General features: G+C 35.2%; 18 protein-coding genes. 3 read left to right on the forward strand and 15 right to left on the reverse strand.

Annotated elements, in window-relative coordinates:
* Positions 1 to 21: 21 nt before the first annotated feature.
* Together METBO_RS04400 and METBO_RS04405 are read right to left on the reverse strand one after the other, a co-directional pair.
* Positions 22 to 351 carry a hypothetical protein gene (locus METBO_RS04400; RefSeq protein ID WP_144017511.1) on the reverse strand — a complete coding sequence of 110 codons (330 nt, stop codon included), beginning with the start codon at positions 349 to 351 and terminating at the stop codon, positions 22 to 24.
* Positions 352 to 821: 470 nt separating this feature from the next.
* On the reverse strand, positions 822 to 1,862 hold the full coding sequence (locus tag METBO_RS04405) for a right-handed parallel beta-helix repeat-containing protein (protein WP_013644471.1): 1,041 nt from the start codon (positions 1,860 to 1,862) through the stop codon (positions 822 to 824).
* A 550-nt stretch (positions 1,863 to 2,412) separates the two neighbouring features.
* Here METBO_RS04405 and METBO_RS12600 point away from each other — a divergent pair.
* On the forward strand, positions 2,413 to 2,949 hold the full coding sequence (locus METBO_RS12600; protein ID WP_013644472.1) for a PsbP-related protein: 537 nt from the start codon (positions 2,413 to 2,415) through the stop codon (positions 2,947 to 2,949).
* Positions 2,950 to 3,157: 208 nt separating this feature from the next.
* Here METBO_RS12600 and METBO_RS04415 read toward each other — a convergent pair whose 3' ends face one another.
* The 6 genes from METBO_RS04415 to METBO_RS04440 form a co-directional block, all read right to left on the reverse strand.
* Positions 3,158 to 3,598 (reverse strand): hypothetical protein, encoded by a 441-nt coding sequence (locus tag METBO_RS04415; protein WP_048186530.1) that lies wholly within the window; start codon positions 3,596 to 3,598, stop codon positions 3,158 to 3,160.
* 214 nt (positions 3,599 to 3,812) lie between these two features.
* Entirely contained in the window at positions 3,813 to 7,139 is a 3,327-nt protein-coding gene (locus tag METBO_RS04420) for a right-handed parallel beta-helix repeat-containing protein (protein ID WP_048186353.1), read from the reverse strand.
* 262 nt (positions 7,140 to 7,401) lie between these two features.
* On the reverse strand, positions 7,402 to 8,325 hold the full coding sequence (locus METBO_RS04425) for a carotenoid biosynthesis protein (RefSeq protein ID WP_013644475.1): 924 nt from the start codon (positions 8,323 to 8,325) through the stop codon (positions 7,402 to 7,404).
* A gap of 353 nt (positions 8,326 to 8,678) precedes the next feature.
* Positions 8,679 to 9,509 (reverse strand): hypothetical protein, encoded by an 831-nt coding sequence (locus METBO_RS04430; protein ID WP_013644476.1) that lies wholly within the window; start codon positions 9,507 to 9,509, stop codon positions 8,679 to 8,681.
* 126 nt (positions 9,510 to 9,635) lie between these two features.
* Entirely contained in the window at positions 9,636 to 10,655 is a 1,020-nt protein-coding gene (locus METBO_RS04435) for a hypothetical protein (RefSeq protein ID WP_013644477.1), read from the reverse strand.
* A 126-nt stretch (positions 10,656 to 10,781) separates the two neighbouring features.
* On the reverse strand, positions 10,782 to 11,630 hold the full coding sequence (locus METBO_RS04440; protein ID WP_013644478.1) for an undecaprenyl-diphosphate phosphatase: 849 nt from the start codon (positions 11,628 to 11,630) through the stop codon (positions 10,782 to 10,784).
* A gap of 469 nt (positions 11,631 to 12,099) precedes the next feature.
* Here METBO_RS04440 and METBO_RS04445 point away from each other — a divergent pair, with 469 nt between their 5' ends.
* Complete coding sequence (locus tag METBO_RS04445; RefSeq protein WP_144017512.1) at positions 12,100 to 12,429, forward strand: hypothetical protein; 330 nt, start codon at positions 12,100 to 12,102, stop codon at positions 12,427 to 12,429.
* A 247-nt stretch (positions 12,430 to 12,676) separates the two neighbouring features.
* Positions 12,677 to 13,126, forward strand: a complete 450-nt coding sequence (locus METBO_RS04450) for a MarR family winged helix-turn-helix transcriptional regulator (RefSeq protein ID WP_013644480.1) — start codon at positions 12,677 to 12,679, stop codon at positions 13,124 to 13,126.
* A gap of 108 nt (positions 13,127 to 13,234) precedes the next feature.
* Here the strand turns inward: METBO_RS04450 and METBO_RS04455 are convergent, their stop codons facing one another.
* The 7 genes from METBO_RS04455 to METBO_RS04485 all read right to left on the reverse strand — a co-directional run bounded on the left by METBO_RS04455 (position 13,235) and on the right by METBO_RS04485 (position 25,973).
* Positions 13,235 to 15,718 (reverse strand): NosD domain-containing protein, encoded by a 2,484-nt coding sequence (locus METBO_RS04455; RefSeq protein WP_013644481.1) that lies wholly within the window; start codon positions 15,716 to 15,718, stop codon positions 13,235 to 13,237.
* Between the two features lie 346 nt (positions 15,719 to 16,064).
* A complete protein-coding gene (locus METBO_RS04460; RefSeq protein ID WP_013644482.1) occupies positions 16,065 to 20,564 on the reverse strand; it encodes a right-handed parallel beta-helix repeat-containing protein in 4,500 nt (1,499 codons plus the stop codon).
* A 233-nt stretch (positions 20,565 to 20,797) separates the two neighbouring features.
* Entirely contained in the window at positions 20,798 to 21,526 is a 729-nt protein-coding gene (locus METBO_RS04465) for a glycosyltransferase (protein ID WP_013644483.1), read from the reverse strand.
* 31 nt (positions 21,527 to 21,557) lie between these two features.
* Positions 21,558 to 22,520: a UbiA family prenyltransferase gene (locus tag METBO_RS04470; RefSeq protein ID WP_013644484.1), complete on the reverse strand. Its 963-nt coding sequence runs from the start codon at positions 22,518 to 22,520 to the stop codon at positions 21,558 to 21,560.
* Positions 22,517 to 23,437 (reverse strand): carotenoid biosynthesis protein, encoded by a 921-nt coding sequence (locus METBO_RS04475; RefSeq protein WP_013644485.1) that lies wholly within the window; start codon positions 23,435 to 23,437, stop codon positions 22,517 to 22,519. The genes METBO_RS04470 and METBO_RS04475 overlap by 4 nt, the downstream gene beginning before the upstream one ends.
* A 34-nt stretch (positions 23,438 to 23,471) precedes the next feature.
* On the reverse strand, positions 23,472 to 24,404 hold the full coding sequence (locus tag METBO_RS04480) for a carotenoid biosynthesis protein (protein ID WP_013644486.1): 933 nt from the start codon (positions 24,402 to 24,404) through the stop codon (positions 23,472 to 23,474).
* A 135-nt stretch (positions 24,405 to 24,539) separates the two neighbouring features.
* A complete protein-coding gene (locus tag METBO_RS04485) occupies positions 24,540 to 25,973 on the reverse strand; it encodes a flippase (RefSeq protein WP_013644487.1) in 1,434 nt (477 codons plus the stop codon).
* Positions 25,974 to 26,069 lie beyond the last annotated feature (96 nt).

Genomic DNA, 26,069 nt, shown 5'->3' on the forward strand with positions numbered 1-26,069 from the left:
TAAATTTAAAATAACATGATCTTATGTTTTTTGGATGGTGTTGTTTATTTGGTAATAAACGTCGATATGATGGGGTGTTTCTGTTCGTTTTACAGTGGCTATGTTAGATGTTATGGATTTAAATGGTGCTTTGGCTGTTACATTAATTATATTTAGACCATTATTAATGCCGACCATTCCATAGAAATTTCCATCATCATCTACAACAGCAGGTATACCATTAATATAAACCAAAGCTTCAGGATCTGTTTTTCCTGTTTGATTTAAAAGGTTCATATCTTTATTAAAGCTATATTCTCCATTATTTAAAATTAAATTTGTAGGTTCATAGCCAAAAATGTAAAAACCCACGATAATAAACCCTATAAAGCAAATAACTACTAAAATATATTTCCACATATTTTACTCACCATTTCTCCTATTTATATAAAAAATCATTTTGTTGTAATCCTTATTTTTATTAGAAATCATTTTCATCCATACGCTACCCATAGTATTATTATGTATCATATTCGTATTAATATTTTTCTATATCTCATTTTTTTTTAGACAGAATCAAAACAAGCAGGGTTTAAATGAATGTATTCCATAAGTTTCCTGTTTTATTGAGAAGATTTTAAGGGTTGGATTAATACTTAAAGTAATAATGGTCTCTTTTTTTAGGTGTCTATTAAAATAATAATGAGTTATTCATTTTAAGGAGTGTTAAATCTTAAATCAAAGATTTGAATAATAAAGGATTATGGATTGTTAAACTGATTATTTTGTGAATAGTTTTTGATCTGATTAAATTAAAAATAAAAATAATAAGACATAAAATGTTACATCACTATTCTGCCAGGTCCCACTGTATAGTATGGGCCACCATTACCAGTTAAGGTGTTGTTTATGAGGGTGTTGTAGTCGTTGGCCTGTTTGGTGGTCAGTGCTATTCCCACAACACTGTTATTTTCTATGATGTTGTCTTTGATTATGTTCCCAGTTCCAACCACATCAATACCTGCTGTATTGTTGCTGAAATTATTATTCTGTATTAAACTGTTGCTTAATTTCGCCCAAACACCATTAAAACTTTTTATTACTGTGTTGTTTTCGATGATGAAGCCTGTGGATAATCCTCCTCCTAAATCTTCTACAGCAATACTGTCTCGAGTGTTAATTACTGTGTTGTTTAAGATTTTAAAGTCAGTACTTCCTGCAACTGTGTAGATCCCGGTGCCAGTATGAACCAAGGGATCTCTTGTGTTGTTCAGGTCATAATTATTTGTCACAACGTTGTTGTTTATCGTAATATTTTTACTTGGAGCATCGTACAACATTCCGAACTCTGCACCGGATAAAACATTATTTTGAATTGTTGAATTGTATAACGGACCTTCAAAGGCCATATTATTACCATAAAATGGATTTGTGCCTATTAATGTGTTTGAGGATACTTTAAGGTTTACATTTGTTCCGGTACTCATAATCCCATTTAAATTTGATGATATATTATTTCCAATTATTTCAACGTTTCTGGTGCTTGTGATTACAATGGGATAGTCTCCACTTAAGCTGAAACCTTTCACTTTGCATCCGGTGTAGGCAATATTTATTTGTTTGAGATTTACTGTACCATTCGCTGTTAACGTGATGTTTTTCAATATTTTAAGGTTTTCTGTGTAATTTCCAGAATTAACTATTATGGTGGATCCTACGGGTGCTGAATTGATAGCTGTTTGAATGCTTTGTCCAGGATTTACAACCACAGTTGAAGGTTCGATCGTTAAAATGTTAGAAGTAGTAGGGTTTGTATAACCTATTAAAGTAACTAATACGCATAAAATAATCAATATTCCTGTTAAAATTGTATTATTTTGCATATAAACTCCTCTAAGTTATGGGTTACATGATGCGAAAATATGTCCAATTATTAAATAACAGTTTAAATGGCAACTGTTCTAAAATTATATATCTCTATAATAATTTAGATTTGAAGAAATAATAAATGTATTCCCTCAAATTATGAATTTATGGACCCCATGAAAAATAAGAAAATAGTTATGAAATATCAGATTTCGGAGACTTGGAAAAAATATGGACTATTCCCATAGAATTTGTAACTCAATTAGTAATTTTAGAAACATAAATATTAATTATTACAAGATTTTTACATATTATATATCGTTATAACAACAAATGAAAGCCCATTATGGAAATATTAGGATTCTTGACATTTATCACCGTTTATTTACAATAAGATGAATTTTAACATATCAAATTTTATTTTCCAAAAAAAACAAAGATTAACATGTTAGTATGTTATCACAAAACTATATATTTTTATTTTTGTACGATTATAACAACATACTTAAATTAATTCCAAAAAATTATTATTAATTATAAATTGTTTGATAATAATGGGGGGAATATATGAATAAAAAAACAATTGTTCCAATAGTTTTTTTGATTGTGGCTTTAGTAGCAGTATCTGGGTGTACATCAAATAATGGTAACTCAACATCTGTAAAGAATTATACTGGAAATGGTGTTAGTTTTAGTTATCCTGGTAACTGGACTTTAGAAAATCAAACAACAGGAAATGACACCATAATGGTAACTGATTTGAGTTCAATGAATGCTTCTCGGGTTACAACATCATTTGAAGTTCAGATTATCCCATTAAACGGGCTTACAGAACAATCTGCTTTAGCACAATTTAACAACACAATTCATCCAACTGAGTGGAAAAAAATATCTAACAACACCCTTACAATCAACGATAAAACAGCCTATCAGAGAACATACATTGCCAACGATACAAATTACAACCAAACCATGAGATATTCAGAAATATTATTCGTAAAAAATGGAAACATCTATATAATAACACTACAAGCACAAGATAACACCTTTGACAGTGTAAAATCAAAGTTTGACACCATCATAAACAGCTTAAAAATACAATAATTATATTTCGAGATCTGAAAGTATTAAAATGAAGTACTTTCCACCATTCTTTTTTTTAGAATCATCCTGGTTGTATAACCAATTAAATCAACTAAACGTATAAAATAATTACTATTCTGGCCAAAAATTTTATTATTTTGCATATATTATCTCATCAAAATTTATTAAACAAAAATAATTGGATAAAAATAGGGTCTCATAAATTATCTTACTCTTTCTTTTTTCGTTTATCCCGGTCTTCAGATGCAACTTGGATCATCTGGGCAATCTTTGAAATATCTTCATACACCCTTTTCAGATCTGTTTTTTCATTATTTATGGAAGCATCCTGGTATTCAATGGCCCCTGCAGGGGAAAAATCATCTTCAGAGACCACCATTCCGAACTGTCTTACTATTTCAGGTTCTATTATATCATCGAGTGGATTTTCAAGCCTTTCATTCACATCAATTTTCAAACCATCCATAAATTCATCCATTTCAGACTCTACAAATCCCATCACAATAATTTCAGTTGGATCAAACACGTTGATTGCAGTGAACATCCGAGTACGTGCTCCGAACCCAACTGTGTGGTACCATGCCTTTCTAAAGTCTTCATAGGTTTTTCCAGGTTTTAACTTTCTTTTAACAATAGCAACTGTCATCATTTTTATCAAACCCCAATAATTTAATCCAAAAATCTTTTTATAAACATTTTCTATTCTCATATCTAATGAATAGGGAATATTTCTTGTGTAAATTTTACAAAGAAATACCTCAAAGTACTTTTTTAATTGTTTAATCGTTATTTCCAAAAAAAATCTCAAAAAAATAATAAAAAAGGAATATGGGATGTTAAACCCCATTCATGGTTTTAGATATTTATGTAACTGTAATGTTCACAGTTTGACTATTGTTACTGCTGTTGGTATCGTTTATCAGTGGAGTGTAGGTTACTGTGTTCATGATGGTTGTGTTTCTGGTTGTTGCCTTGGCCACAATGTGCAGTGTTGCTGACTGGCCACTTGTAAGTGTTCCTATGGTCCAAATTCCGTTTGATAGGTTTAATGCTCCCTGGCTATCATCAGATAAGTAAGTAATATTACCGTTACTTAACCATTCACTCACAGCCACATTTTGAACAGTATCAGGGCCGTTGTTTGTTACTGTTACTGTGAATGTTATAACATCGTTGTAGTTTGGGTTGGTGTTGGATACACTGTTATTTACCTGTATATCTGCAGTTACAGCAGGTACTGTTATTGTAACTGTTTGGTTGTTGTTGGTGCTGTTTGGATCTGATGTAACTGGAGTGTAGGTTGCTGTGTTAATTATGGATGTGTTTGGAGTGTTTGCTCTGGCCACAATATTTAATGTTGCTGATTGTCCGCTTGCGAGTGTTCCTATGGTCCAGATTCCGTTTGATAGGTTTAATGCTCCTTGGCTATCATCTGAAATATAAGCAATATTACCGTTACTTAGCCACTCAGAGATGGCTACATTTTGAGCAGTGTCTGGTCCGTTGTTTGTTACTGTTACTGTGAAGGTTATAACGTCGTTGTATTTAGGATTGGTGTTGGATACACTGTTATTTACCTGTATATCTGCACTCAGTGGTGGTACTGTTATGGTTGCTGTTTGGTTGTTGTTGGTGCTGTATGGATCTGATGTAACTGGAGTGTAGGTTGCTGTATTAATTGTGGATGTGTTGGGAGTGTTTGCAATTGCAACGATGTGGAGTACTGCTGATTGTCCGCTTGCGAGTGTTCCTATGGTCCAGATTCCGTTTGATAGGTTTAATGCTCCTTGGCTATCATCTGATACGTAGGTTATGTAACTGTTGTTTAACCCTTCAGTGATTGCAACATTTAAAGCAGGGCATGGGCCGTTGTTTGTGACTGTCACTGTGTAAGTAATTGTGTCTTTGTAGTGAGGTTTGGTGTTGGACACAGTGTTTGTGACCTGTACATCTGCAATGTTTGTGGCAACTGTTAAGTTGGCTGTACCATTGCTTCCGGCGTAGGTTGAATCCTGTATAAATTCTGCTAATATTGAATAAACACCAATATTTTGTGTAACGGTGTAGGCGAAGGTAGCAACTCCATCACTGTTTGTGACAGCAGTTCCTAAAAACGTACCGTTGACACTGAATCTTATAGTTTTACCTGCCAAGGTTATGTTATTTTTAGTGTCCCTTAAAGTAGCGATGAGGTTTGTTCCAACTCCTTTGTAACCTGTGATTGGATTAACTTTAACAGAGGTGGAAATTGCTGCAGGTACACTTATGGAAATATTTGTGGAAACACTCTGTGAATTAACACTGGCATTTACCTTAGAAATACCTGGAGATACTGCATTAAAAACAGCAGAAGCTGTTCCATTGACTGTAGTTCCACTTAAAGGAGTCACAGTTCCCAATGTGTCGTTACTAAAATTCACAGTTATTCCATCTGGAACTGTCATACCAGAATACAGGGATCTAACATCCACCCCGTTACTGTTGTGGTTTAAATCAGCAGTCACTGTGGAGTTAGATCCTGTTATTAACTGGTTTGGATTGGCAGAAAGCGTTAAAACTATCCACGGATTTATGTTGAAATAACCATAGATATTTGCTGGAGAACTGTTTGATCCCCACCAGTTGTTTAGAGCATTTAAATAACCAGTTGTGTCTGGACTGTAAACCTGGTAGGTATTCCCAACAACGCTGTTTAAATTGAAATTAGCAGCGTTGTAGTTACTGAAGGAAGCACCGTAAAGGTTGTACTCCAACCTGTTGGACACAACACTGTTACTGGTACCAGTAATTGTAAGACCGGCCTCACCATTGTAGGACATTGAATTCCCAGTTATGTTACAGTTTGAACCTGTAACTGTGAGTCCAGTTTGATTGTTATGATCTATGGTGTTGTTGGTAAAATTCGTGTATGGACTTGCACTGTTGATACCATTGTTGTTGTAGGATATAACGTTGTTAGAAACTAGGTTGTAATCTGCATTGGTAGATTTCTGGATGTAGAGTCCTATCAAATTATTTTGAAGGGTGTTGCCTGTTACTGTGTTGTAAACACCCACCAACAACACACCACTTCCATTGGTGTTGGTTATGTTGTTTCCTGAGATTGTCACATGATCTGCGGTCGAGATAATTCCATTATCAGAGTTATTATTAACTACATTGTTTGAAATGGTTGTGTAGTTACTTGCACTGTTGATTCCTGCTGTGTTATTGTTCAAGGTATTTCCACTCACGGTGTTGTAATCTGCACTGGAATAGTCTGCAAGGGTTATACCAGTATTACCGTTGTTTGAAGCTGTGTTGTTTAAGATCTTGTTATTTTTACCTGTTATGTCAATTCCACTTACAAGGTTTCCTGTAGCTGTGTTGTTGGAGATGGTGCTGTCAGTTAAAAGGATCCAGAAACCATTTTTGTTTCCTGTAACAGTATTACCGCTGAGGTTGAAGTTGTTGGCAGTATTGGTTCCAATTTGCTGTACTGCTATTCCGTCTTCAGCCCCTGTTACAGTGTTGCCTGTAATGGTCATGCCTCGAGAATTGTCAGTAGTGTAAATTCCAACTCCATTGTAACCTGTACAGATCACTTTGTTGTTTGAAACAGTGTTGTTTTCACTGTTGTTGTTAAAAATAATACCATTTAAAAAGTTACTAATGTTATTTCCACTGATGGTGTTGTTGACAACTGTACCATATTCAAAGCTAATCCCATTTCCTACACTCGGATTAACACCTGTAATGGTGTTACCAGTTACCCTTGAATTGTAAATGTCCCCATAAAATTGAATTCCAACTAAAGATGCACCAGATATGATGTTGTTGGATATGATGCAGCTGTTGGCATTATTTATCATGATACAGTAATTACTCTGGGTCATGATAAAATTCTGAATTGAAGACCCCGAAGCAGCAGAGTTAACAGTAAAAACCGCAGAACTGCTATTTTTAGCCTCAATTGTTACATTACCATTTGATTTTATGTTAACTTTTTTGTTTATGGAAATACTTTCTTTATAGGTGTACCCTTTATTGTTGTCGTCGTATACAATGATATTGTCTCCGTCAGACGCACCGTTAACAGCAGTTTGAATACTTTCGCCAGGATGTACTGTAACGTTGGCAGCACTGATGGATTGTAGTGATATTAAACAAGTTCCCATAAATATTATGATAATGATCATTTTTTTAATCAAAAATCTCACCAACCTATAATATTTGTAATATTTTCATGTACAATCACTATACATATAATAATTACACAGGAATTCTGTGATGAAAATCACAAAAAGAGTGTTAATAAATGAAATATCCTGATTCCAACAAAAAAACAATAATATTTTAATGTAAATTCCACTATTAAAACCCCTTAATTAGAATAGGCCCTCCCTAATTTCTCCAGCTCAAGTTTTTATTGGGGCTGTAACCAGATAACTCAGTATTTAGAGTTAAAATAAGTTAGCAGTGGTTTTCATTCTTCCATAAAAGCAGCAAAACTAACAACGATACTAAAACGAAGGGCATCATGGTGGTTGCACCGATTAGGATATACTCCACTTTACCCAAGGTCAATGCTCGAACAGCATTTTCTAAGAAATAAATGAAATATAGCAGCACAATATATGAATTTAAAGGAATATTTAATTCATATTTCGGGTTTGTTTTTGATGAGACTGACTCATAATATCTGAAAATTAAGATTGCCACGGCAGAAACCATAAACCATCCAATGAAATTGCCTATGGGTATTCCAAAGTAGGGACCTCCACCTGACCAAACCCACCCCCCAACTTGTGGAGCAACGGCAACGGGGTCCAGGATCATGTCCAAGTTAAGAGCTACAAATCCACCTATGGCCGAAAGGATAACGATCATGACCCAGAAATATCCACGATCATCAGTTTTTCTGGGTTTTTTCCCGCCAAATCCGAACAGAAATAAATTTGTAAGGGTGTAGCTGAAATAAATAATAATACTCCATGATATAGGCGTGGAAATTGGAACTAATCCGAAAAAGAAGGTTGGTATGTTTTGATAGTAGTAGGGCATGCCAAATATGCCGCCGTACTTAACTCCAATCGCTTCAAATGTAAAACCAAATAAATATGCAATGATGAAGAATATCAAAGTTTTTTTGTTTCCTAAAACCTTTGAAGAATGTAGCAAAACAAATCCAAAGGCTAACCACATATAAAACGATCCAACTAGTCCTAGTATGGGTGATGGAATTACGTAGGAAATAATTGCGCTGGAAATGGAAATAACAAAGAGTCCAAAGAATAGTTTAATGTAAAAATTTTGGTTTATGTCTAAACGCTTTGAAAATACTGCAATAAATATTGCAAATAGCGGTATCAATAGATCCAACAACAAACTGATCATTAGTTCACCAAAGTAGATTTTCGTAAAAGAATTCTAATTTTCGTCTAAATTACTTCATACAATTCATTGGAGTATAATTTAACCTAATATGTTAATATTATTCTATTATTAATCACTTATATACCTAATCAACGGGTTAAATCCAAACAATATCCACCTAAATTATCTTTTTCTGTTACAAATTAGTATTCAACATCCTATTTTGAATCAATGTCAAGGATTCACAATTATGGTTGAGTTTGGTTTATGTATACAAAAATCTAATTTTAACATAAAATTTTGCAACTCATAACTTCAAAGAATTTAAAATAAAAAAAGAGAATTTAGAGGGTTAATAACCCTCATTTACGATTTTAGTCGTAGTTAGTCAAGTTTTCCTGTGAAATAGTTTCCTGTTTACTTAAATTTTGGTAGTACTTGTCAACATTTGAAGCCACATTACTCTTATCAAGGTTTAAAGCACCTTCGTTGTAGAGTGTTTGAAGTTCAGTAGCATGGGCTAACTCATATTTCCAGTATGGACTGTAAATGAAAACCTGCATTAATCCATAGGCGGTGTAAACATAGGCCGGAACAATACCGTAGGTTTTGGTCATGATCTGGAAGTACAATGGGAATCCACATCCGGGATCCATTAAGGGGTTGTCTGTCCTCACAGTTCCGTGCCAAACCGTCGGTATGGGTCCTGTTTGATTGTGCTGTTGGGCAAGCTGGTTTACATGTGCCATCATTTCATCGTAGGTGTTGTAAATTGTTCCATCAGACATGTACTTGTACCTACCGTCTGGAACACCGTAAAGAGCAACTTTAAGTGAATCCAACAGATCTATCTGGCTCATGCTCTTAGAACCTCCACCTTGAGTATCTATAAATGCAACCTCAATGATGTAAACATTCCCTGTTTGGTGACTGGCAGTGTCATTAACAAGTTCTGGGAAGCTCCTGTAATTTGAACTTCCAGCAAAGTGCAGTACCATGGCACATTTAGAATTTCTTTGAAGTGCATACACACCTAAAAGATTTGCATGCGGATGTCCGGGATACATATCTGGATTAGCAATTTTAACGAAAGATAATCGTCCCAATGGTTCTATAGGTCCGTTTGAAACTGTAACATATGAATATCCTACAATAACAGCAATTAATCCTAGAGCTATGACTGTGACCCAAATTTTTTTACTCATATTTTTTGTCACCTAATAATTTTTACAAATGATTTTTTTTAAATTTTCTTTTGTACCCCAATAGGTGCCCTTAATATAATATTACAAATTAGTTATTTATCTATAATTAGTATTATCTGAAATTAGTCATACAAAAGAGTAGATATTCCAGGATAGGAAAAATCCAGTTCCATTTCCCTTCAGATCTCTTGTTAATCCCATTAATAAAACTTTATCATTGGTGTTTCCTGGAACACTGTAAACAGTTTTATTATCCAATTTTTGAATGCTTGTAACGTTGTAGGACTGAAGATCAATGTGGTCTGAAGGATTCAGTATGGTTATTTCATGCGATACTGTATTCGTACCTAAAATTCCTAAACTAACTCTTAGTATGATGAGTATTATTATTATAACACTCGGTTTTATTAAATCTTTGGCTTTAAATGGTTTTTTGATGAAGTAAATACCTAAAAGTGTGGCAAGACCTACTAAAGCAGGGGTTGAAAATAAACCTCCGTCAAGCACGCCTATGAGAGACACTGTAACAGCAAATGCGAGTAATATTTGATACAAGAATCTCTTTTCATTTGCAACTGCTATCAACCCACCAATATAGATGAGGGGATAGGTTACAAACACTATCAAAGCAAGCGGCAAAGTATAGGGTATGAGAGCCACACCGGCATTTATGCCGGCATTAATATGAATTCCAAGGTTACTTATCACCAGCCCCAACATGGATTTAAATACGTGGCTGTGTGTTAGGGCAGTTGAACTGTAGGAATTACTGTTGTAAGCAATAAAAGTATTGAAGGGTGATACTCCGAATTTGTACCGTATTAACAGTTCTGTCAACATTCCAACTAAATATGTTAAAATCAGCAAACAGATGGTGATCTTGAGGTATTTTTTTGGTTCAAATTTGAATATGGATCCAAGGTTTGAGATTTTGGATCCTATAAATCCATTCACTTCGAAGAGAGGATAGAGTAGTAGGATGCTTCCCATGACTGTGAAGAGTATGATGGATTTTCCCTGTGAAGAACCTTCCAGGAAATGGTAGGTAAGCATTAAAATGATCTTGTCTAAAAAATTGGTAAAGACCAGTAAAACTGCGAAGAGGATCATTAAAATCCCCAAAATGTTCACTTTGTTAAATTTCAAAATATTTCACCTTCAATTCTTATAATAAATAATTAGTTAGGTTTAATCATCTTTTAACAGTTTTATCCATAATTTACAATTATTTTTTGTTATGTTAATATATTTCTTCATGGGTTAAAGATTTAGTTAGATTAAACCATATGCATAGCTCAAAATCAAAGTCAAAGCACCAACTATCCAACAGTAATATGCGAATACTTTGAGACTCGTTGATTTTATGAGTCTAATCAGAAGACCTATGGACAGGTAACCAAATACAACCACTGCAAGGTACGCTGCTACCATTGTAACAGGACTGTTTTGTGACAATGCACCTATATTTTTGATTTCGAATAGGACTGCTGCACCTATGACAGGTAAAGCTATTAAAAACGCATATCTTGCGGCACATTCTCGTTCAAGACCTAAAAATAAGCCTGCACTGATGGAGGTACCGGATCTTGAAATTCCTGGAAACAAGGCAAGAGATTCCATAACACCTATTAAAAATGCGTTTCTAAAGGTGAGTTGTTTAACTGTATCTTTACCATTCTTAGCATAGTTGGTACTGTACAGTATAAAACCATTGATTATTAAGAATATTCCGACTGCAACAACACTTCCAAAAAGGATTTCGAACTGTTTATTAAACAGTGCACCAACTATTGCTGCAGGTATTGTGCTCATGAGCATGAGCCATGCAAGCCTCTTGTAAACATCTTCTTTAAGACCTTCTTTGAATTTTTGTCGGAATATGTCCAATAAACTGTCTATGAATGCTTTGATAATTTTTATGAGATCCCTGTAGAAGAAACCAACGATGGCGGTGAGTGTTCCGAGGTGCAGTAATGTGTTAAATGCTAGAGCATCTGACTGTGAAGGGAATGTAACTCCTAATATATGTGTTACTAAAATAACCTGTCCAGCACTGGCCACTGGTAAAAATTCTGCCAGACCTTGAACAATTCCTAAAATTATTGCCTGTATAATATCCAATCATTTCACCTTCAAGATTTAATTATTTAGAATTAATATACGAATCAAAAATATACTTCCACAATACCTGACCATCAAATTGGATCACTAGTTGGAAAGTGGATATATAAACCTAATTTTACTTAAACTTAATTTTACTATTTTTCAACTGAATTTGAATAAACCAGTTAATATGACTTTTGGTTAAGATAGGTTACTAAAATATGTGAGGATGGTTTCATCTGCCTAAAATCAGCTTTTATTGAATTTAACCTTTATTTGATTTAACTAGGATGCTGTTGGGATGTGGTGAGCATTATAAATCTTGTTTTTAGTAATACAAGTTTTAGTTCTGTTTAATAATAGTATGATATAAAATAGTTATAAAACAGAACCTTTATTAACAGAATAGTTCTATAGTATAACTATGGGTTGGTCATTTTATGATATCAGATCGACTCAAAAAAAGATGGAGAAAAATGGTGATACTATGTGTGATGAAAAAAATTTCGGACCGATGGATAAGGAAAGCAGATACAAAATGCATCATTATATGAAACATCACGCCATGCAAAGCAGAATGCATGGTAAAGATGGTAAAATGATCTTCATGAAGAAGGTCATGGAACAACTCTCAGATGCAGATAAAAAGAAACTGCTACAAAAAAAGATGGACATGAAGATATCCATGGAAGAGCAGAAAGCAGAAATCATGAAACAAAAAAAGAAAATAATAGCTACCAAGTTAGATATGAAGGCTTCAATGTCTGAACAAAAACTTGAAATGCTCAAAATGATTCGCGACATGCTCAAAGAATAATACCTAAAAAAAATATTAACAACATATTTGGGGACTGGAGACAGTCCCTAAAATCTGCTGTAAATAGCAGCTGATCCAATTCGATAAAATCCGTAGAGAATATTTTTTTTTTAGGAGCATTTAGATACGTACTTAAACCTAACCCAACAAAACAGTAGTAAGAAAATTGATAATGGGGACTCCATTCCTTACGTGTACGGAAATTTAACAGGTTTAATTGGAATGGGCCATTAGATGAGGAATGGTCATGGATAAAGAACTATTAATTCAAGTTACAGAGGAAATGTATCTTTTATTTCCACTATTTAAAAACAAACTGTTTAAACACAAAAAAAGTTTGAAACACAACTCAATGCCCCATTCTTACTTTCATGTTCTTAAGGTTTTAAAGAAGCGTGGTCCCCTCCCAATGTCTGAAATAGGAAGGAAAGTCTGTATATCCAAATCAAACATGACTTCACTCATTGACAAGCTGGTTCAAAACGGACTCACAGAGAGAATACCAGATCAAAATGATAGAAGGGTAATTAACATAGCCCTAACAGAAAAGGGCAACCAACTCATTGAGGATTGGCATTCACATTCAAATCAGCAGATAATGAAAAAATTATCCTCAATTTCAGATGAAGACATGGAAACCCTCCACAAATCACTGAAAAATATCAGGACAATACTCAACAAAATGGATGAATCCTAAGGTAGTTATATCCTAAAAATAATCACATTTTTTTTTTGTACATACTTTTTTTTTTAGACTAGATTCCAAAAAATTGATAACTTTTCTATTTGATCCTAGATTTCAGCACTACTTTGCTGTTGTGAAACTTAGGCTGTAAAGGGGCATTGGCTTGTTGTTCATGTCAGTTATGGTTCCGGTGTGTATGACCAACGCATATTTGGTTCCCCTAGCAAGTGTAGCATGTGAAATTGTAAGAACATTTGATTTTATACTTGGGCAGATTGATATTTTCTTCCCACTACTACTTTTAAGTTCTATGGAAACTTTGCTTCCAAATTTAATTGGCATACTGTAAGTTAATTGAATTGTTTTTGTGTTGGACACGTTTATAGCATTTTGGGCCACGTTGATAAATCTAACTGCAGAGTACACTGAAACAGATCTAGGAGTTTTTTGCGAATCTAAAACAGTATTAATATTTGCAGTTCCTAAATTGACGGCTTTAAACCATGTTGTTGCAGTTCCATTCACAGTTTTTGCATTTGAGCTTATGGTTCCAAGGGTGCTGTGGAAGTAAATGGTGAAACCATTTTTCACATGCCCTAGGCTAGAAACATCCTTACCTTGCCAGTCATGATTTAAATCTGCAACTACACATGAGCTTGTTCCTGCTATTTGAGATTTGACTGTGGATAATCTAAGCACCAACCATCTTGAAAAGTTGAATGCACCGTACACCTTCACGGGTCGTAAGTTTGAACCCCACCAGTTAAACTGGGCATTTAATAAAGTTCCTTCATTTGAAGGTTGGTAAAGTTGGTAGGTGTTTCCCACAACTCTGTTGAAGTTAAAAACTGCTGCAAGAGCACTACTAAATGATGCCCCATAAAGGTTGTTGTAAATAGAGTTTTGTGTCACGTTGTTATAGCTACCAGTTATTGTGAGCCCAGCTACCTTGTTGTAACTCAAGGAATTTCCGTAGATATTACACTCGGATCCTGTGATGGTGACTCCTGTACCGTTGTTGTTGTTAATTGTATTGTAAACGAAGTTTGAATATGAGCAAGCACTGTTTACACCGTTTTTATTGTAGGTCACTGAATTTGATTTGATAGAATTATTATCAGCATCGGAAGCTTGTTGTAGGCAAATCCCCATGCTATTTCCCGAGATATTGTTGGATGTGAAACTGTTGTAGGTACCTATGGACAAGATACCACTGCATTTATTATTTTTAATCATGTTAGAACTAATTGAAACATGTCCGGCATTGTTAATAATTCCATTTTCTGTATTGCTACTAACATTGTTGTGACATAACTGGGAATAGGGACTTGCACTGTTTATACCATTTTGGTTACAGTACACATTGTTATAGCTCACAGTGTTGTAATCAGCAGCTGATGCCATTTGAAGGTAAATTCCAAGATTATTTTTAGAGATCTGATTGGATTTAATAAGGTTGGACAATCCAATACAGAGCACACCACTCCCACCGTTGTTGTTGATATTATTGTAGGTTAAACTAGAGTGATTAGCTGTAACAATCATGCCGTTTTTGGTATTGTATGATACTGTATTTTTGTAGTAGTAAGATCGCTGGCTAGCACTGTTTATTCCTGCCATGTTATGATTGAGCACATTTTTTGAAACAACATTGTAATCATCATTACAAACACCTGAAATTGTTATTCCACATATACCATTGTAAGAAGCATTATTACACAAAATATTATTGTATCTGCCAGTTAAATCAATGCCACTCAAAATATTTGAGTTGGCCAAGTTGTTTGAGACTGTACTGTTTTCTAAACGAATCCACATTCCATTGTTGTTTCCATTGAGCTTATTAGCGTTGATGAGATAATCTGTTGCGACTGAATTTCCCATCTGCTGCACTGCTATTCCATCTTCAGCCCCTGAAACAGTGTTTCCAATGATCCTCATGGAACGTGAGTTGTCTGTTGCATAAATTCCAACCCCGCTCCTACCAGTACATGTTAAGATGTTGTTTTCAACAGAATTGCATTCACTTCTGTCGTTGAACAGAATTCCATTCAAAAAATTCGATACTGTGTTTCCTGAAACGTTGTTGTAACTACAGTAACCGTATTCAAAACTTATACCGTTACCCACACGTGAATCCACACCAGTTATCTGATTGTAAAAAACTTTAGAATTAGAAACATCACCATAAAACTGAATACCGACCAGTGAAGTGCCTTTAATTTTATTTCCAGAGATATAACAGCTGTTTGCGTTGTTTATTACGATGCAGTAGTTGGTTTGAGTCATGTCAAAATTCTGAATAGACGATCCTGAACCTTGAGAATTAACTGTAACCACAGCGGAACTCGTATTTTTTGCTTCTATAGTAACTTTTCCACTGGATTTTAGGTGAATTTTTTTATTGATGTACAAACTTTCCTTGTAGGTATAAGCTGCATTGTTTTTATCATAAACTAAAATAGTATCTCCATTTGAAGATTTATCAATTGCAGATTGAATACAGTCCCCTGGATGAACAGATATGGTTGAAGCCGAAACTGATTGTACGCAAAATATGAATATGCCAACCAGCATCATGTACAAAACTATTTTTTTTTCCATAGTTCTACCATTTAACGAATCTTTTAGTAAAATGGTGTGTAACTTCACTCATATATATCATTTTTGTCCCTTAATGTGCTGTTTTTCACATAAATCCAATATTCGTGGAAAATCAACTTTTTGGAAAATAGCAGTTACGTTACTAAAACCAGGATTCAATATTCAATTGGGACTTTGAGGCCCATAAAAAACCAATTTTATCTGAAGCAAAATGGATGAGTGATCAAATTGAAAATTGGAGCTTTGCAAATTATCATCAATAAACAATTTTAAAATGAACTGGGATTGAGGGTAGAAAATCACAACCTAAGAAACGTTTTTTAAGCTTCAGCTATTTAACCTGTAATCATATCACTTTAAGCTTGTTGTAGCTTGAACTTCCGTTGTAGGTGTTGTTTGAGAAGTATTTGGCTGTTATGTAATGGGTGCCCCTGTTGATCTTAACTGTGTAGTAGATAGTTGCCACTCCATACTTGTTAGACACACCAGATCCCACGCACTTACCTGCAACGTAGAATTTTACTGTGGCATTTGTTAGTTTGGTGTTGTTATGTAGATTTGTAAGAGTTGCCATCAGTTTAATTCTCGAATTCATTTTAGCTGATGCACTGCTTGTAACTGTCTTGGTGGGTATTTTTTGAATATTTAGGGATGTGCTGTTGGTTGAACCACCGTACAAATTATCCTTTTTATACTCTGCCTTGAGGCTGTAAGAACCTGAACAATACTTCACCAAGTACAAGTAACTCGCAACTCCCGAACTGTTGGTAATTCCGCTTCCAACTAAGTTACCATTCACGTAGAAGTAAACAGTTCTTCCAGATAGTGGGACATTGTTAACGGTATTTATAAATGTGGCTTGTAATTTAACCTTATCTCCCTTGTAACTCTTTAATGATTTAATTATCAGTTTTGTGGGGAGGGTCTGTACAATCCAGCTTTGCTTGTCTGAAGATGATTTGTAATCAATGGTATCATTGAATTCTGCTGATAAATTGTAAGAACCACAACTGTTTAGGGTGTAGATCAAAGTTGCAATACCATCACTCTTGGTCAGAGCAGTTCCAATGAGACAGTTGTTAACAAAAAAACTTATATTCTTATCAGAAAGTCCATTCCCTGCTTCATCAACTAGTTTTGCCTTTAAATTAGTACTTAAAGTTCTATAACTGTTTGTTGGCAACACAGATAGGGCAGTTTTTGAAGGAACAATAGTTAAATAACCTGTGGCAGTTGTTTCGTTGTAATCATCATCCCCCAGAAACTTAACCATAAAACTGTACGTTCTTGAAAGTTGGGAAACAGTGTATACCAGTGTTGCAACACCATTTACATCGGTGTGGGCTGTTCCAACCTCAATATTTCCAATGTAGAACTCCAATGTTTTTCCATTAATTGGTTGGTTATTATAGTCTTTCAAGGACGCCATAAGATTCAAATTGGTTCCATTATGTCTGGTAACAGAATTAAAGCCAATACTCGAAGGAATGAGTTTTACTATGAGGTTATTGTAATTTTCTGAAGCTAAGTAATCTTCATCTTCAAAAAACTTTGCCAGTACAACGTAGGAATCATCATCCTCTGAAAGTGACAGATAGGAACTATCAGGTTCAATTAAATTTATTGGAAGTACAGCAACACCTTTTTCATCTGTTATTGCATTACCTACTTCAAAACCATTAATGGAGAAATAAACTGTTTTTCCAATTAGGGGTGAATTGTTTTGATCCTTCAAAGCCGCAGACAGATCAACAGCACATCCCCTGTAACCTGTAACCCTGTTTACAACGATGGTTGTAGGAATTAAATTAATCTGCAGGTTGTTAGTACCATTAGATCCCCTGTAAATTTCTTCCGGATTAAAAACAGCCATAATGGTGTAAATACCATGGGACTGGTTTAATTTGTAAACTAAATTTGCCACACCATTTGAATCTGTGACTGACGATCCTATCGATGTACCGTTTAGATAAAATTCAACTGTCTTTCCTGAGATTGTATTTCCATCAACATCATGAAGGGTTGCAGTGTAATTAACAGTGTCTCCAACATATCCTGATACTGGTTTAAGGGTGATCGTCGTGTTTTTAAGATTTGCTACTACCAATAAACTGCCTGTTCCGTTACAGCCAGTATAAACATCATCACCCAAAAATTGAGCTGTTACCGTGAAACTGTTTGGATCCTGAGTTATAGTGTAGGGGATGGAGGCGACACCACTACCGTTGGTTGTGGCAGTTCCAACCAAATTTCCATTAACCCAAAATTTGATGGGTTTACCATTTAATGCCAGATTATTACCATCCTTTAAAGTTGCCACAAGGTTTACCACATCACCTTTGTGTCCGTTTGTGGAGTTAATTGCTAAAGAGGTTCCTCCAACAACAATAACAGTTGTGGAAACATTTTGATTGTTGATTGTAGCTCCTATTGTGGAAGTACCGTTAGTTTTCCCAGTAAAACATGTAGTTGCAGTACCGTTGACAAGGTTTAAAACCAAACTGCTTAAACAACCCAGTGAATCACAGCTGAAATTAACAAGAATTCCATCTGGAACAAAAACTCCTGAATAAAGCAGAACAGTATGTTCGCCTGCACTGTTCCAGGTTAGATCTGCGGTGATATTTGAAACACCATTCAAATTAATTTTATTAGAACTTGAAACTAATTTCAAAACGATCCAAGGGCTGACTGTGAACAAACCATAAATATTTGAAGGAGAACTGTTTGAACCCCACCAGTTGTCAATGGCATTCAATTTTCCAGATGTATCAGGGCTGTACAACTGATATGTATTTCCAACCACACTGTTAAAACCAAATACAGCTGCTTTGTAATTACTAAATGATGCACCGTAAAGGTTCTGTTCCAACCGGTTCATGATCACAACATTATTTGTACCAGTAATTGTCAGCCCGGCGTCTTTATTGTAGCACATTAAATTTCCAACCACGTAACAGTTGGAACCGGTAATTGTGAGGCCAGTTTCATTGTTGTAGTTCAAGGTGTTATTGTAAAAATTGGTACCGTTAGATCCGCTGTTTATCCCGTTGATATTGTAAATAGCAGTGTTGTTGGTCAATACGTTGTAATCATTATTGCCAAAGCTGATTAAATAGATTCCAAGGTTGTTACCTTTAAGAAAGTTATCATAAATGTTTATATAACTTCCAACGCTAAGAATTCCTGTACCCCCATTATTCAGGACGCTATTGCCTTGGATGTTCACGTTACTTGCGGTGTTTACCATGCCGTTTTCAGAGTTGTTGTTAACGGTGTTGTTAACTATTTCTGTGCATGGACTTCCATTGTTTATTCCATTACCATTGTTGCTGGCAATGTTTCCTGTTACAGAATTATAATCTCCATTTGTGGATTTCTGAAGACAGATCCCCAATGAATTGTTGGTGAGGATGTTTTCCTTGATGAGGTTGTAGGTACCAATACTCAAAATACCTGTTCCCTTATTATTTTCCACCATATTCTTGGTTATATTAACATGATCTGCAGTGTTTACCAAACCATTTTCTAAACAATTATTAATTGTGTTGTTTATGAAACTGGAATAGGGACTGCCACTGTTAATCCCGTTGTTGTTGTAGTTTAAATTGTTGTTGATTACCCAGTTATAATCTGCAGTTCCTGAACTCTGTAGAACAATACCTAATGAGTTTTTGTTAATATTATTAGAATCAATGGTGTTGTAGGTGCCTATTAATAATATTCCTCCGTCGGTGTTGTTCTCCAATGTATTCTGACCCAATTTAACGTGGTCAGCCGTGATTATTACACCGTAGTTATTGTTGTTTGAGAGGTTGTTCCCAGTGATGGTTGAGTGGTGACTTGCAGTGTTCAGACCGGCTTGATTGTAGCCGAGTATGTTACCTGCAACTGTGTTGTAATCAGCATCTCCATACCTGCCCAGTGTTATTCCGCAGTTGCCATTTTTTGAAGCGTTGTTGTTTAAAATCCTGTTGTAGCTGCCTGTTATGTCCAATCCACTTACAAGGTTTCCTGAAGCTGTGTTGTTGGATATGGTGCTGTTACCCAAGCACACCCAGAAGCCATTTTTATTGCCTGTTAAAATATTTCCAGTCATTACGAAGTTGGTTGCTGTACTGGTTCCTATTTGCTGTGCTGCTATTCCGTCTTCTGCACCTGTAACTGTGTTGCCAGTTATGATCATGCCTCGAGAATTGTCAGTTGTATAAATTCCAACTCCACTGTAACCATTGCAACTTACCCTGTTGTTTGATACTGTGTTGTTTGCACTGTTATCGTTGAAAATAATACCATTTAAAAAGTTGCTTATGGTATTTCCAGTTATGGTGTTGTTTGATACTGTTCCATATTCAAAACTCACCCCATTTCCAACACTTGGATCAACACCAGTTATGGTGTTGCCTGTGACCTTTGAGTTGTAAACATTCCCGTAAAATTGTATTCCAACTAAATTAATTCGGGATATGATGTTGTTGGATATGATGCAGCTGTTGGCATTGTTTATCATGATGCAGTAATCAGTTTTGGTCATGATAAAGTTCTGAATGGTTGATCCAGAAGCAGCTGAATTAACGGTAAATACTGCAGAACTAGAATTTTTAGCCTCAATAGTCACATTTCCCGAGGCCTTAATTGTTATCTTCTTGTTTAGGGTAATACTTTCTTTGTAGGTGTATGGGTTGTTGTTATCATAAACAGTAATATTATCTCCATCATTTGCCCCATTCACTGCATTTTGAATGCTTTCTCCAGGATGAACAGCGATGTTTGCAGCACTTATAGATTGGATAGAAAATGTTAACAAACAAATGAAGCAGATGCACAAGATGAATTTTTTTATCAAGTTTTTCCCCCAAACCCACATAATTCATGTAGTTTGGTTTGTATACTCACCCTAATATATTATTTTTACCTGTTTTTGTGATGAATTTCACATGGACATTTCCATGCCTTAAAATTCCAATCGAAGATTTTGACACAATAAAACGAACCATAATTAAAAAATATGGCTTAATAATTTATTTTAAGGTTGTGGGGAATATTAAATGAGTAAAACTAGTTATTTAAGGATTAAAATCATCTAAGTTTGAGGAACCTTAATAATTTGTCTTCTAAGATGTTTATATCCAGTCTAACACTGTTTGTATTCCATATGCCACAGCTGGTATCGATTGTTTTGTATTTTTTACCGTGTTTCCTCACAATATTTTTTAACAGGGTGTAATAATCCTTTGAAAAGGATTCTGTCCTTGAAACATGGTAGATATTAATGGGAACTACATAAACAGATTTTCCAAATTCAGTGGTGCTTAAACAGTAGTCTACTCCGTACAAATGCCAACCAGGACACGTGATCTCATCGAATTTAAGTTTTTCAAAGATGGATCTAGGAACAATAAACAGACATTCATCAACTGTTTGAACCTTAAGGGGATCTTTCAGATATACACCAACGTCCTCAGGAGGACGCCCATCTTTTATGTTGCTGTACATTATGAATTTTCCATTTGTTTCTGTGTAACCTGCAACCCCTGCAACACCCAGATCATCTAGTTCCCTTAAACTTTCTTCAATATCCTTGAGGCAGTCCTCATAGAGTAGATCAACATCCTGATGCACGAACATCAAATAATCCTTGGTGGCCTGTTTTGCCCCGCAGTTCAAAGCCCTAGCTGCAGATTCATATTTTCCCATTGTGTTATCCAACAGTATGAGTTCGTATTCAGTATTTTGGATTTTTAAACTTTTTAAAAGTCTATCCTCAAGTAGAACTCTGTTGTTGTATACACAGATTACTGTTATCATGTATTCCTCGAATTGTAACCATATTTCATTTTTATAGATATTTATCTGTAAACAGGAGCCATAATGCAAGTATTATAATCAGCATCGGTAAATTTAGCAGGAACAATCCAATGGTTATGTAACATGTTCTGCTGGCTATGTATGGGAGCATGTTGAGAATAACATCTCCCTTCTGATCAAACTGGGTTTTAAATCCATAGAACAGTGTAGAGAACAGGCTTAAGGCGAAAAATATTATGAAAACGCCCATAACATAAACTGTGGGTATGTAATAGTTTGAAATCATGTAGGAATTGGGCAAGAGGTAATAAATACTAGCAGTTAGGAAAATAAAACCCAAAATAATTGATGCGTACTCTATAATGTTGGCATTTTTTTTACCAACGATCACGGCAAATGTCCTGCAATCGAAGCTTAGATCGAGATCGTATTCTATTATGGTGTGTTTAATTTCGTGGGCAAAGTAAATTACAAACAATCCAACAAGGAGTGTCACCGTACCTAAACTGAAGTAATTGAACTCGGCCAACAGCATTATGGAGGGTAGGACAAAAAATCCAAAGGATGCCACTACAGGTCCCAAAATACTTTCCTTCATCCTGAGCTTAAAACCACTGTATATTGCAGCTAACAACAGTAACAATAAAAGGGCCATTAAAGAAGCAAATGAAGTGTAAATAAGCAGCAAAAATAGAATTGAAAGCAGATACAACACTGCTATTGTTACATAAAGAAATTTTACAGAAATTAATCCCTGTGTAACAGGATTTTTTGATTTAGGATCCTTATCAGCATCACCTATGGCATTCCACATAAAACCACCTGCAAATGCAGGAACAAGTGGGAGCAGGTAAAGCAGAGCCCAGGGGGAGTTTATAAAACCATTGTAGTACAAAATTGCTATGAACGGTAGGATGGTGATGAAATACCCACCATACTTAAGAGATCTAGATGCACGGTAAGTCATTACAAAAGATTTGAATAGTTCGTTCATTTTTTCCCCTCTTTCTTGAATTTTAGGTACGTGATCAACATAGTTATCAAGATGAACGGCCCCATAGCTGTTACACCGACTAACAGATACTCAGGATGTCCAATCAAGAGGGCAGTGTATCCGTATATTAAAAGGAACATGATGTACAAACTTATTATGGTAGCTGAGTGAGTTGGGGTCTCTTCAGTGGCCATGGATTTCTTGTCCATGAATAGTTCTATCCCCCTGAAAATGAAACTAACAGCGAAGACCACAACAAACCATCCCACAAAGTTGCTTATGGGTATTCCGAAATACTCCCCTCCATCAATCCAGAACCATGCATGAGTGGCCACCACAACAGGATCAACGAGCATATCTAAATTGGTTGCAACCATGGCACTGATCATTGAAATGAGAATTAATACAATGAAAACCAATAAAGAACTCTCATTCTTTGGATTGAATCTATTTTTACCATAATCAAGTATGATATTTGCAAAGACGTAGGAGATGTAGATTATCAAAGCCCATGACAAAACATTAATTACTGGAACCAGTCCAAAGAATGCTGGTGTTAACATGGGATTATAGTAGTAATGTCCATATATCCATCCATACTTAACTCCTAAAACTTCAGAAACCAGTCCAAATATGAGTGCTATACTGAAAAATAGGCCTGTTTTAGTTTTTCCCATGGTGATGGATGAATGAATTATAACAAATGCCAGACCCGCGAAGATCCAGAGGGATCCTACAAAATCTACCAGCCAGTTGGTAACACCCATTAACGTTAAAATGTAACTTAAAAACGTAACTATCAAAAACCCAAAGTAAATGGGATACACAGTTTTTTTAAGTTGTAATGGTTTTACAATCAGTATCAAGGCAATTGCTATTAAAACCACCAACAGTTTAGTGAAGAAGATTATCTCCATTTTTTTCCACTCTTTCGCATTTTTTTTATCCAAACTAACTTCTGTTATTCTGTTCCAATTTTTTTCCTGAAAACTTTAAAACAGTTATTAAGAGGGTTATCAATATTAAAGGCCCCATTGTTGTTACACCAATCAATATATACTCCGGGCTTCCCATTTTGAAAGCTGAAACTGCGTAAATAAAGAAGTACATGACAAACAGCAGGATCATACTTAGGGTGGTGAAGAAGGAACCTTTGGTTAAGGAACCATCATTTTTAGGTTTGACAGATTCATAGAGTCTGAACAGGAAGGTTGCAATAAATGTTACGAAAAACCATCCCACAAAGTTGTTGATGGGTATCCCGTAGTATGGTCCTCCATCTATCCAGATCCAACCCTGACCTGCAACAACTACAGGATCAAGGATCATATCAATGCTTGTAGCAACAAAACCGCTTATTGATGAGAGTAAAATTATTAAGATTAACCAATGAAGTTTGTTCCCCTTTAAATCAGGTTTTTTAATCCCGGCCTTCAACATCAGATTTGAAATGGTGTAGGATAGGTAAATAATCGTTGCCCATGAAAATACGGACATTATAGGCACCATTCCAAAGAAGAAGGGCCTTAATTCTGGGTTGTAGTAGTACCTTCCAAGGTATCCATACTTAACAGCTAACAATTCTGATACTAACCCAATGATCAGGGCGATAATGAAAAATACAATGGTTTTCCTGTTTCCAAGTGACAAGGAGGAATGGATCAAAACTAAACCAAAGGCTGTGTAAGTCCAGAGTGCACCCAACATGTTAATGATCAGTACCTTCGAGCCCATCAAGGTAAATAGATAGCAAAAGAAGGTCACCACAAAAAATGCGAAGTACATGGGGTAGACTGTTTTTTTCAACTTCGTTGGTTTAAATAGGAAAATTAGAATTATCGAAACCAATACAATGAACCAATTCAAGTAGAGCAGGATATCCATATATTTAACTCCATTTATAGTTGCATGCTATTCATAACGTGTTTAAAAATTTCTTTGAATATTTTTCAATACAATTATATTAATAATACATATTATATTATTTTATTACTTATTTCTTCCATATTCACCCATATTTTAACCCCTAATTTGCTTCAATATTTCAATATCAACATCATCAATACCCCTAACAATGTAGAGTGTAACGAAATAGATTATTATGGCTACAGCTACCACCACAAAGAAATTCAAGTTAATGAAGTACCATATGAAAATTGTCATGGTTACGGTGGCCACAAAAATTTTTGACAAATCCTTTAAAACTACTTTATATGAAGTACCGTAGCCCAACTTGTAGGTGACATAAATTATGTAACCATTAAGAACGGCTTCTGTAGCGATGGTGGCAAAGCTTGCTCCAACATAACTGTAGGATGGAATTAATATTAAGTTGAGGATCACATTCAGCACAAGGCAGACTAGGGATATTTTAGTGATTATCAATTGTTTGTTGGTGGACTGTAGTAGCTGTATGTAGGATGCTCCAGCAAACGTGAATACAATGGCCCAAACCAATATTTGGAGCGTAATAATAGATGGATAATATTCTGTTCCATAAAGCAGTAAAATAATAGGTTTTGCAAGTAGACTCGTTCCAATTCCAAGTGGAATACCTAAAACCATCATATATTTGAAGTATCTTTCGTTTAGAAGGTTCAGTGAATTTTTTGAGGCGTTGGTGTACAGTCTGGACATGACTGGAAAAATTGCAATATTAATTGCATTGGGAATTATTAGTGCTATGTACATCAACCTGTAAGATGCACTGTACCATCCAACTGCTTCAGCACCTTTTAAAATGGACAGCATAATGGAATCAACGTAGGTGTAAAGCATATAACTTAAGGATATTAATCCAAATGACCAGGATTCCCTTAATGTTGGCTTCCAAAAGCCGAGATCAAGTTCAAGTTTGATATTCAGGAATTTCTTAACGTAAACAGTTACGCAGTAGATTAAAACTATTATGCTTGTAAATATGTAAATTAATGCAAAGTATACGATACTTAACCCTAAATAAACCCCTAAGATAGTACCTGCAAGTAGAATGATACTGTTCAATATGTTTGCAAGTGAAAGATATTCCATTTTCTCTTCTGCTTGGAACACTGCATTTAAAAATATGTAAAATGAGCTGATTGCCATAGATATTGCTATTAAATATATTATCAGGCTTTCAAGTGGATTGTAACCTAATAGGTGCACAGTTACCACTACCAGTCCCAGTGTTAAAATGGACAAAATGAGCTTCATTACAATGCTGTTTATTATATACTTGCCTGATAGGGATTTATCACGTGAAATTTCCCTAACAATGAGCGTACTTAAACCCATATCCATGAAGACTGCAAAAATAGAGCCAATTGAAAGGGCTAGGGATAAAATTCCAAAGCCACCAGCACCAAGATACCTGGCTGTATAAATAACTGTAAAAAATGCCAGTACATAGGTTAGAATCTGCGAAACAAAGACTAAACCAACATTTTTACTTATCTTTTGAACTGTGTTCATTATATCTGTCCTATTTGTAGCTTTCAGACATGTGTTGGCTAAATTATAGTTATTTCACAGATGAATCCGTCTTTCATCCACCAAATATGTCACTCT

The sequence above is a fragment of the Methanobacterium lacus genome (genome assembly GCF_000191585.1).
Lineage (GTDB): Archaea > Methanobacteriota > Methanobacteria > Methanobacteriales > Methanobacteriaceae > Methanobacterium_B > Methanobacterium_B lacus.

Excerpts from the sequence above, each read along its gene's own strand:
- METBO_RS04405 (WP_013644471.1), bottom strand. The coding sequence starts at position 1,862 with ATGCAAAATAATACAATTTTAACAGGAATATTGATTATTTTATGCGTA.
- METBO_RS12600 (WP_013644472.1), top strand. The coding sequence starts at position 2,413 with ATGAATAAAAAAACAATTGTTCCAATAGTTTTTTTGATTGTGGCTTTA.
- METBO_RS04415 (WP_048186530.1), bottom strand. The coding sequence starts at position 3,598 with ATGATGACAGTTGCTATTGTTAAAAGAAAGTTAAAACCTGGAAAAACC.
- METBO_RS04425 (WP_013644475.1), bottom strand. The coding sequence starts at position 8,325 with ATGATCAGTTTGTTGTTGGATCTATTGATACCGCTATTTGCAATATTT.
- METBO_RS04430 (WP_013644476.1), bottom strand. The coding sequence starts at position 9,509 with ATGAGTAAAAAAATTTGGGTCACAGTCATAGCTCTAGGATTAATTGCT.
- METBO_RS04445 (WP_144017512.1), top strand. The coding sequence starts at position 12,100 with ATGTGTGATGAAAAAAATTTCGGACCGATGGATAAGGAAAGCAGATAC.
- METBO_RS04450 (WP_013644480.1), top strand. The coding sequence starts at position 12,677 with ATGGATAAAGAACTATTAATTCAAGTTACAGAGGAAATGTATCTTTTA.
- METBO_RS04455 (WP_013644481.1), bottom strand. The coding sequence starts at position 15,718 with ATGGAAAAAAAAATAGTTTTGTACATGATGCTGGTTGGCATATTCATA.
- METBO_RS04465 (WP_013644483.1), bottom strand. The coding sequence starts at position 21,526 with ATGATAACAGTAATCTGTGTATACAACAACAGAGTTCTACTTGAGGAT.
- METBO_RS04470 (WP_013644484.1), bottom strand. The coding sequence starts at position 22,520 with ATGAACGAACTATTCAAATCTTTTGTAATGACTTACCGTGCATCTAGA.
- METBO_RS04475 (WP_013644485.1), bottom strand. The coding sequence starts at position 23,437 with ATGGAGATAATCTTCTTCACTAAACTGTTGGTGGTTTTAATAGCAATT.
- METBO_RS04480 (WP_013644486.1), bottom strand. The coding sequence starts at position 24,404 with ATGGATATCCTGCTCTACTTGAATTGGTTCATTGTATTGGTTTCGATA.
- METBO_RS04485 (WP_013644487.1), bottom strand. The coding sequence starts at position 25,973 with ATGAACACAGTTCAAAAGATAAGTAAAAATGTTGGTTTAGTCTTTGTT.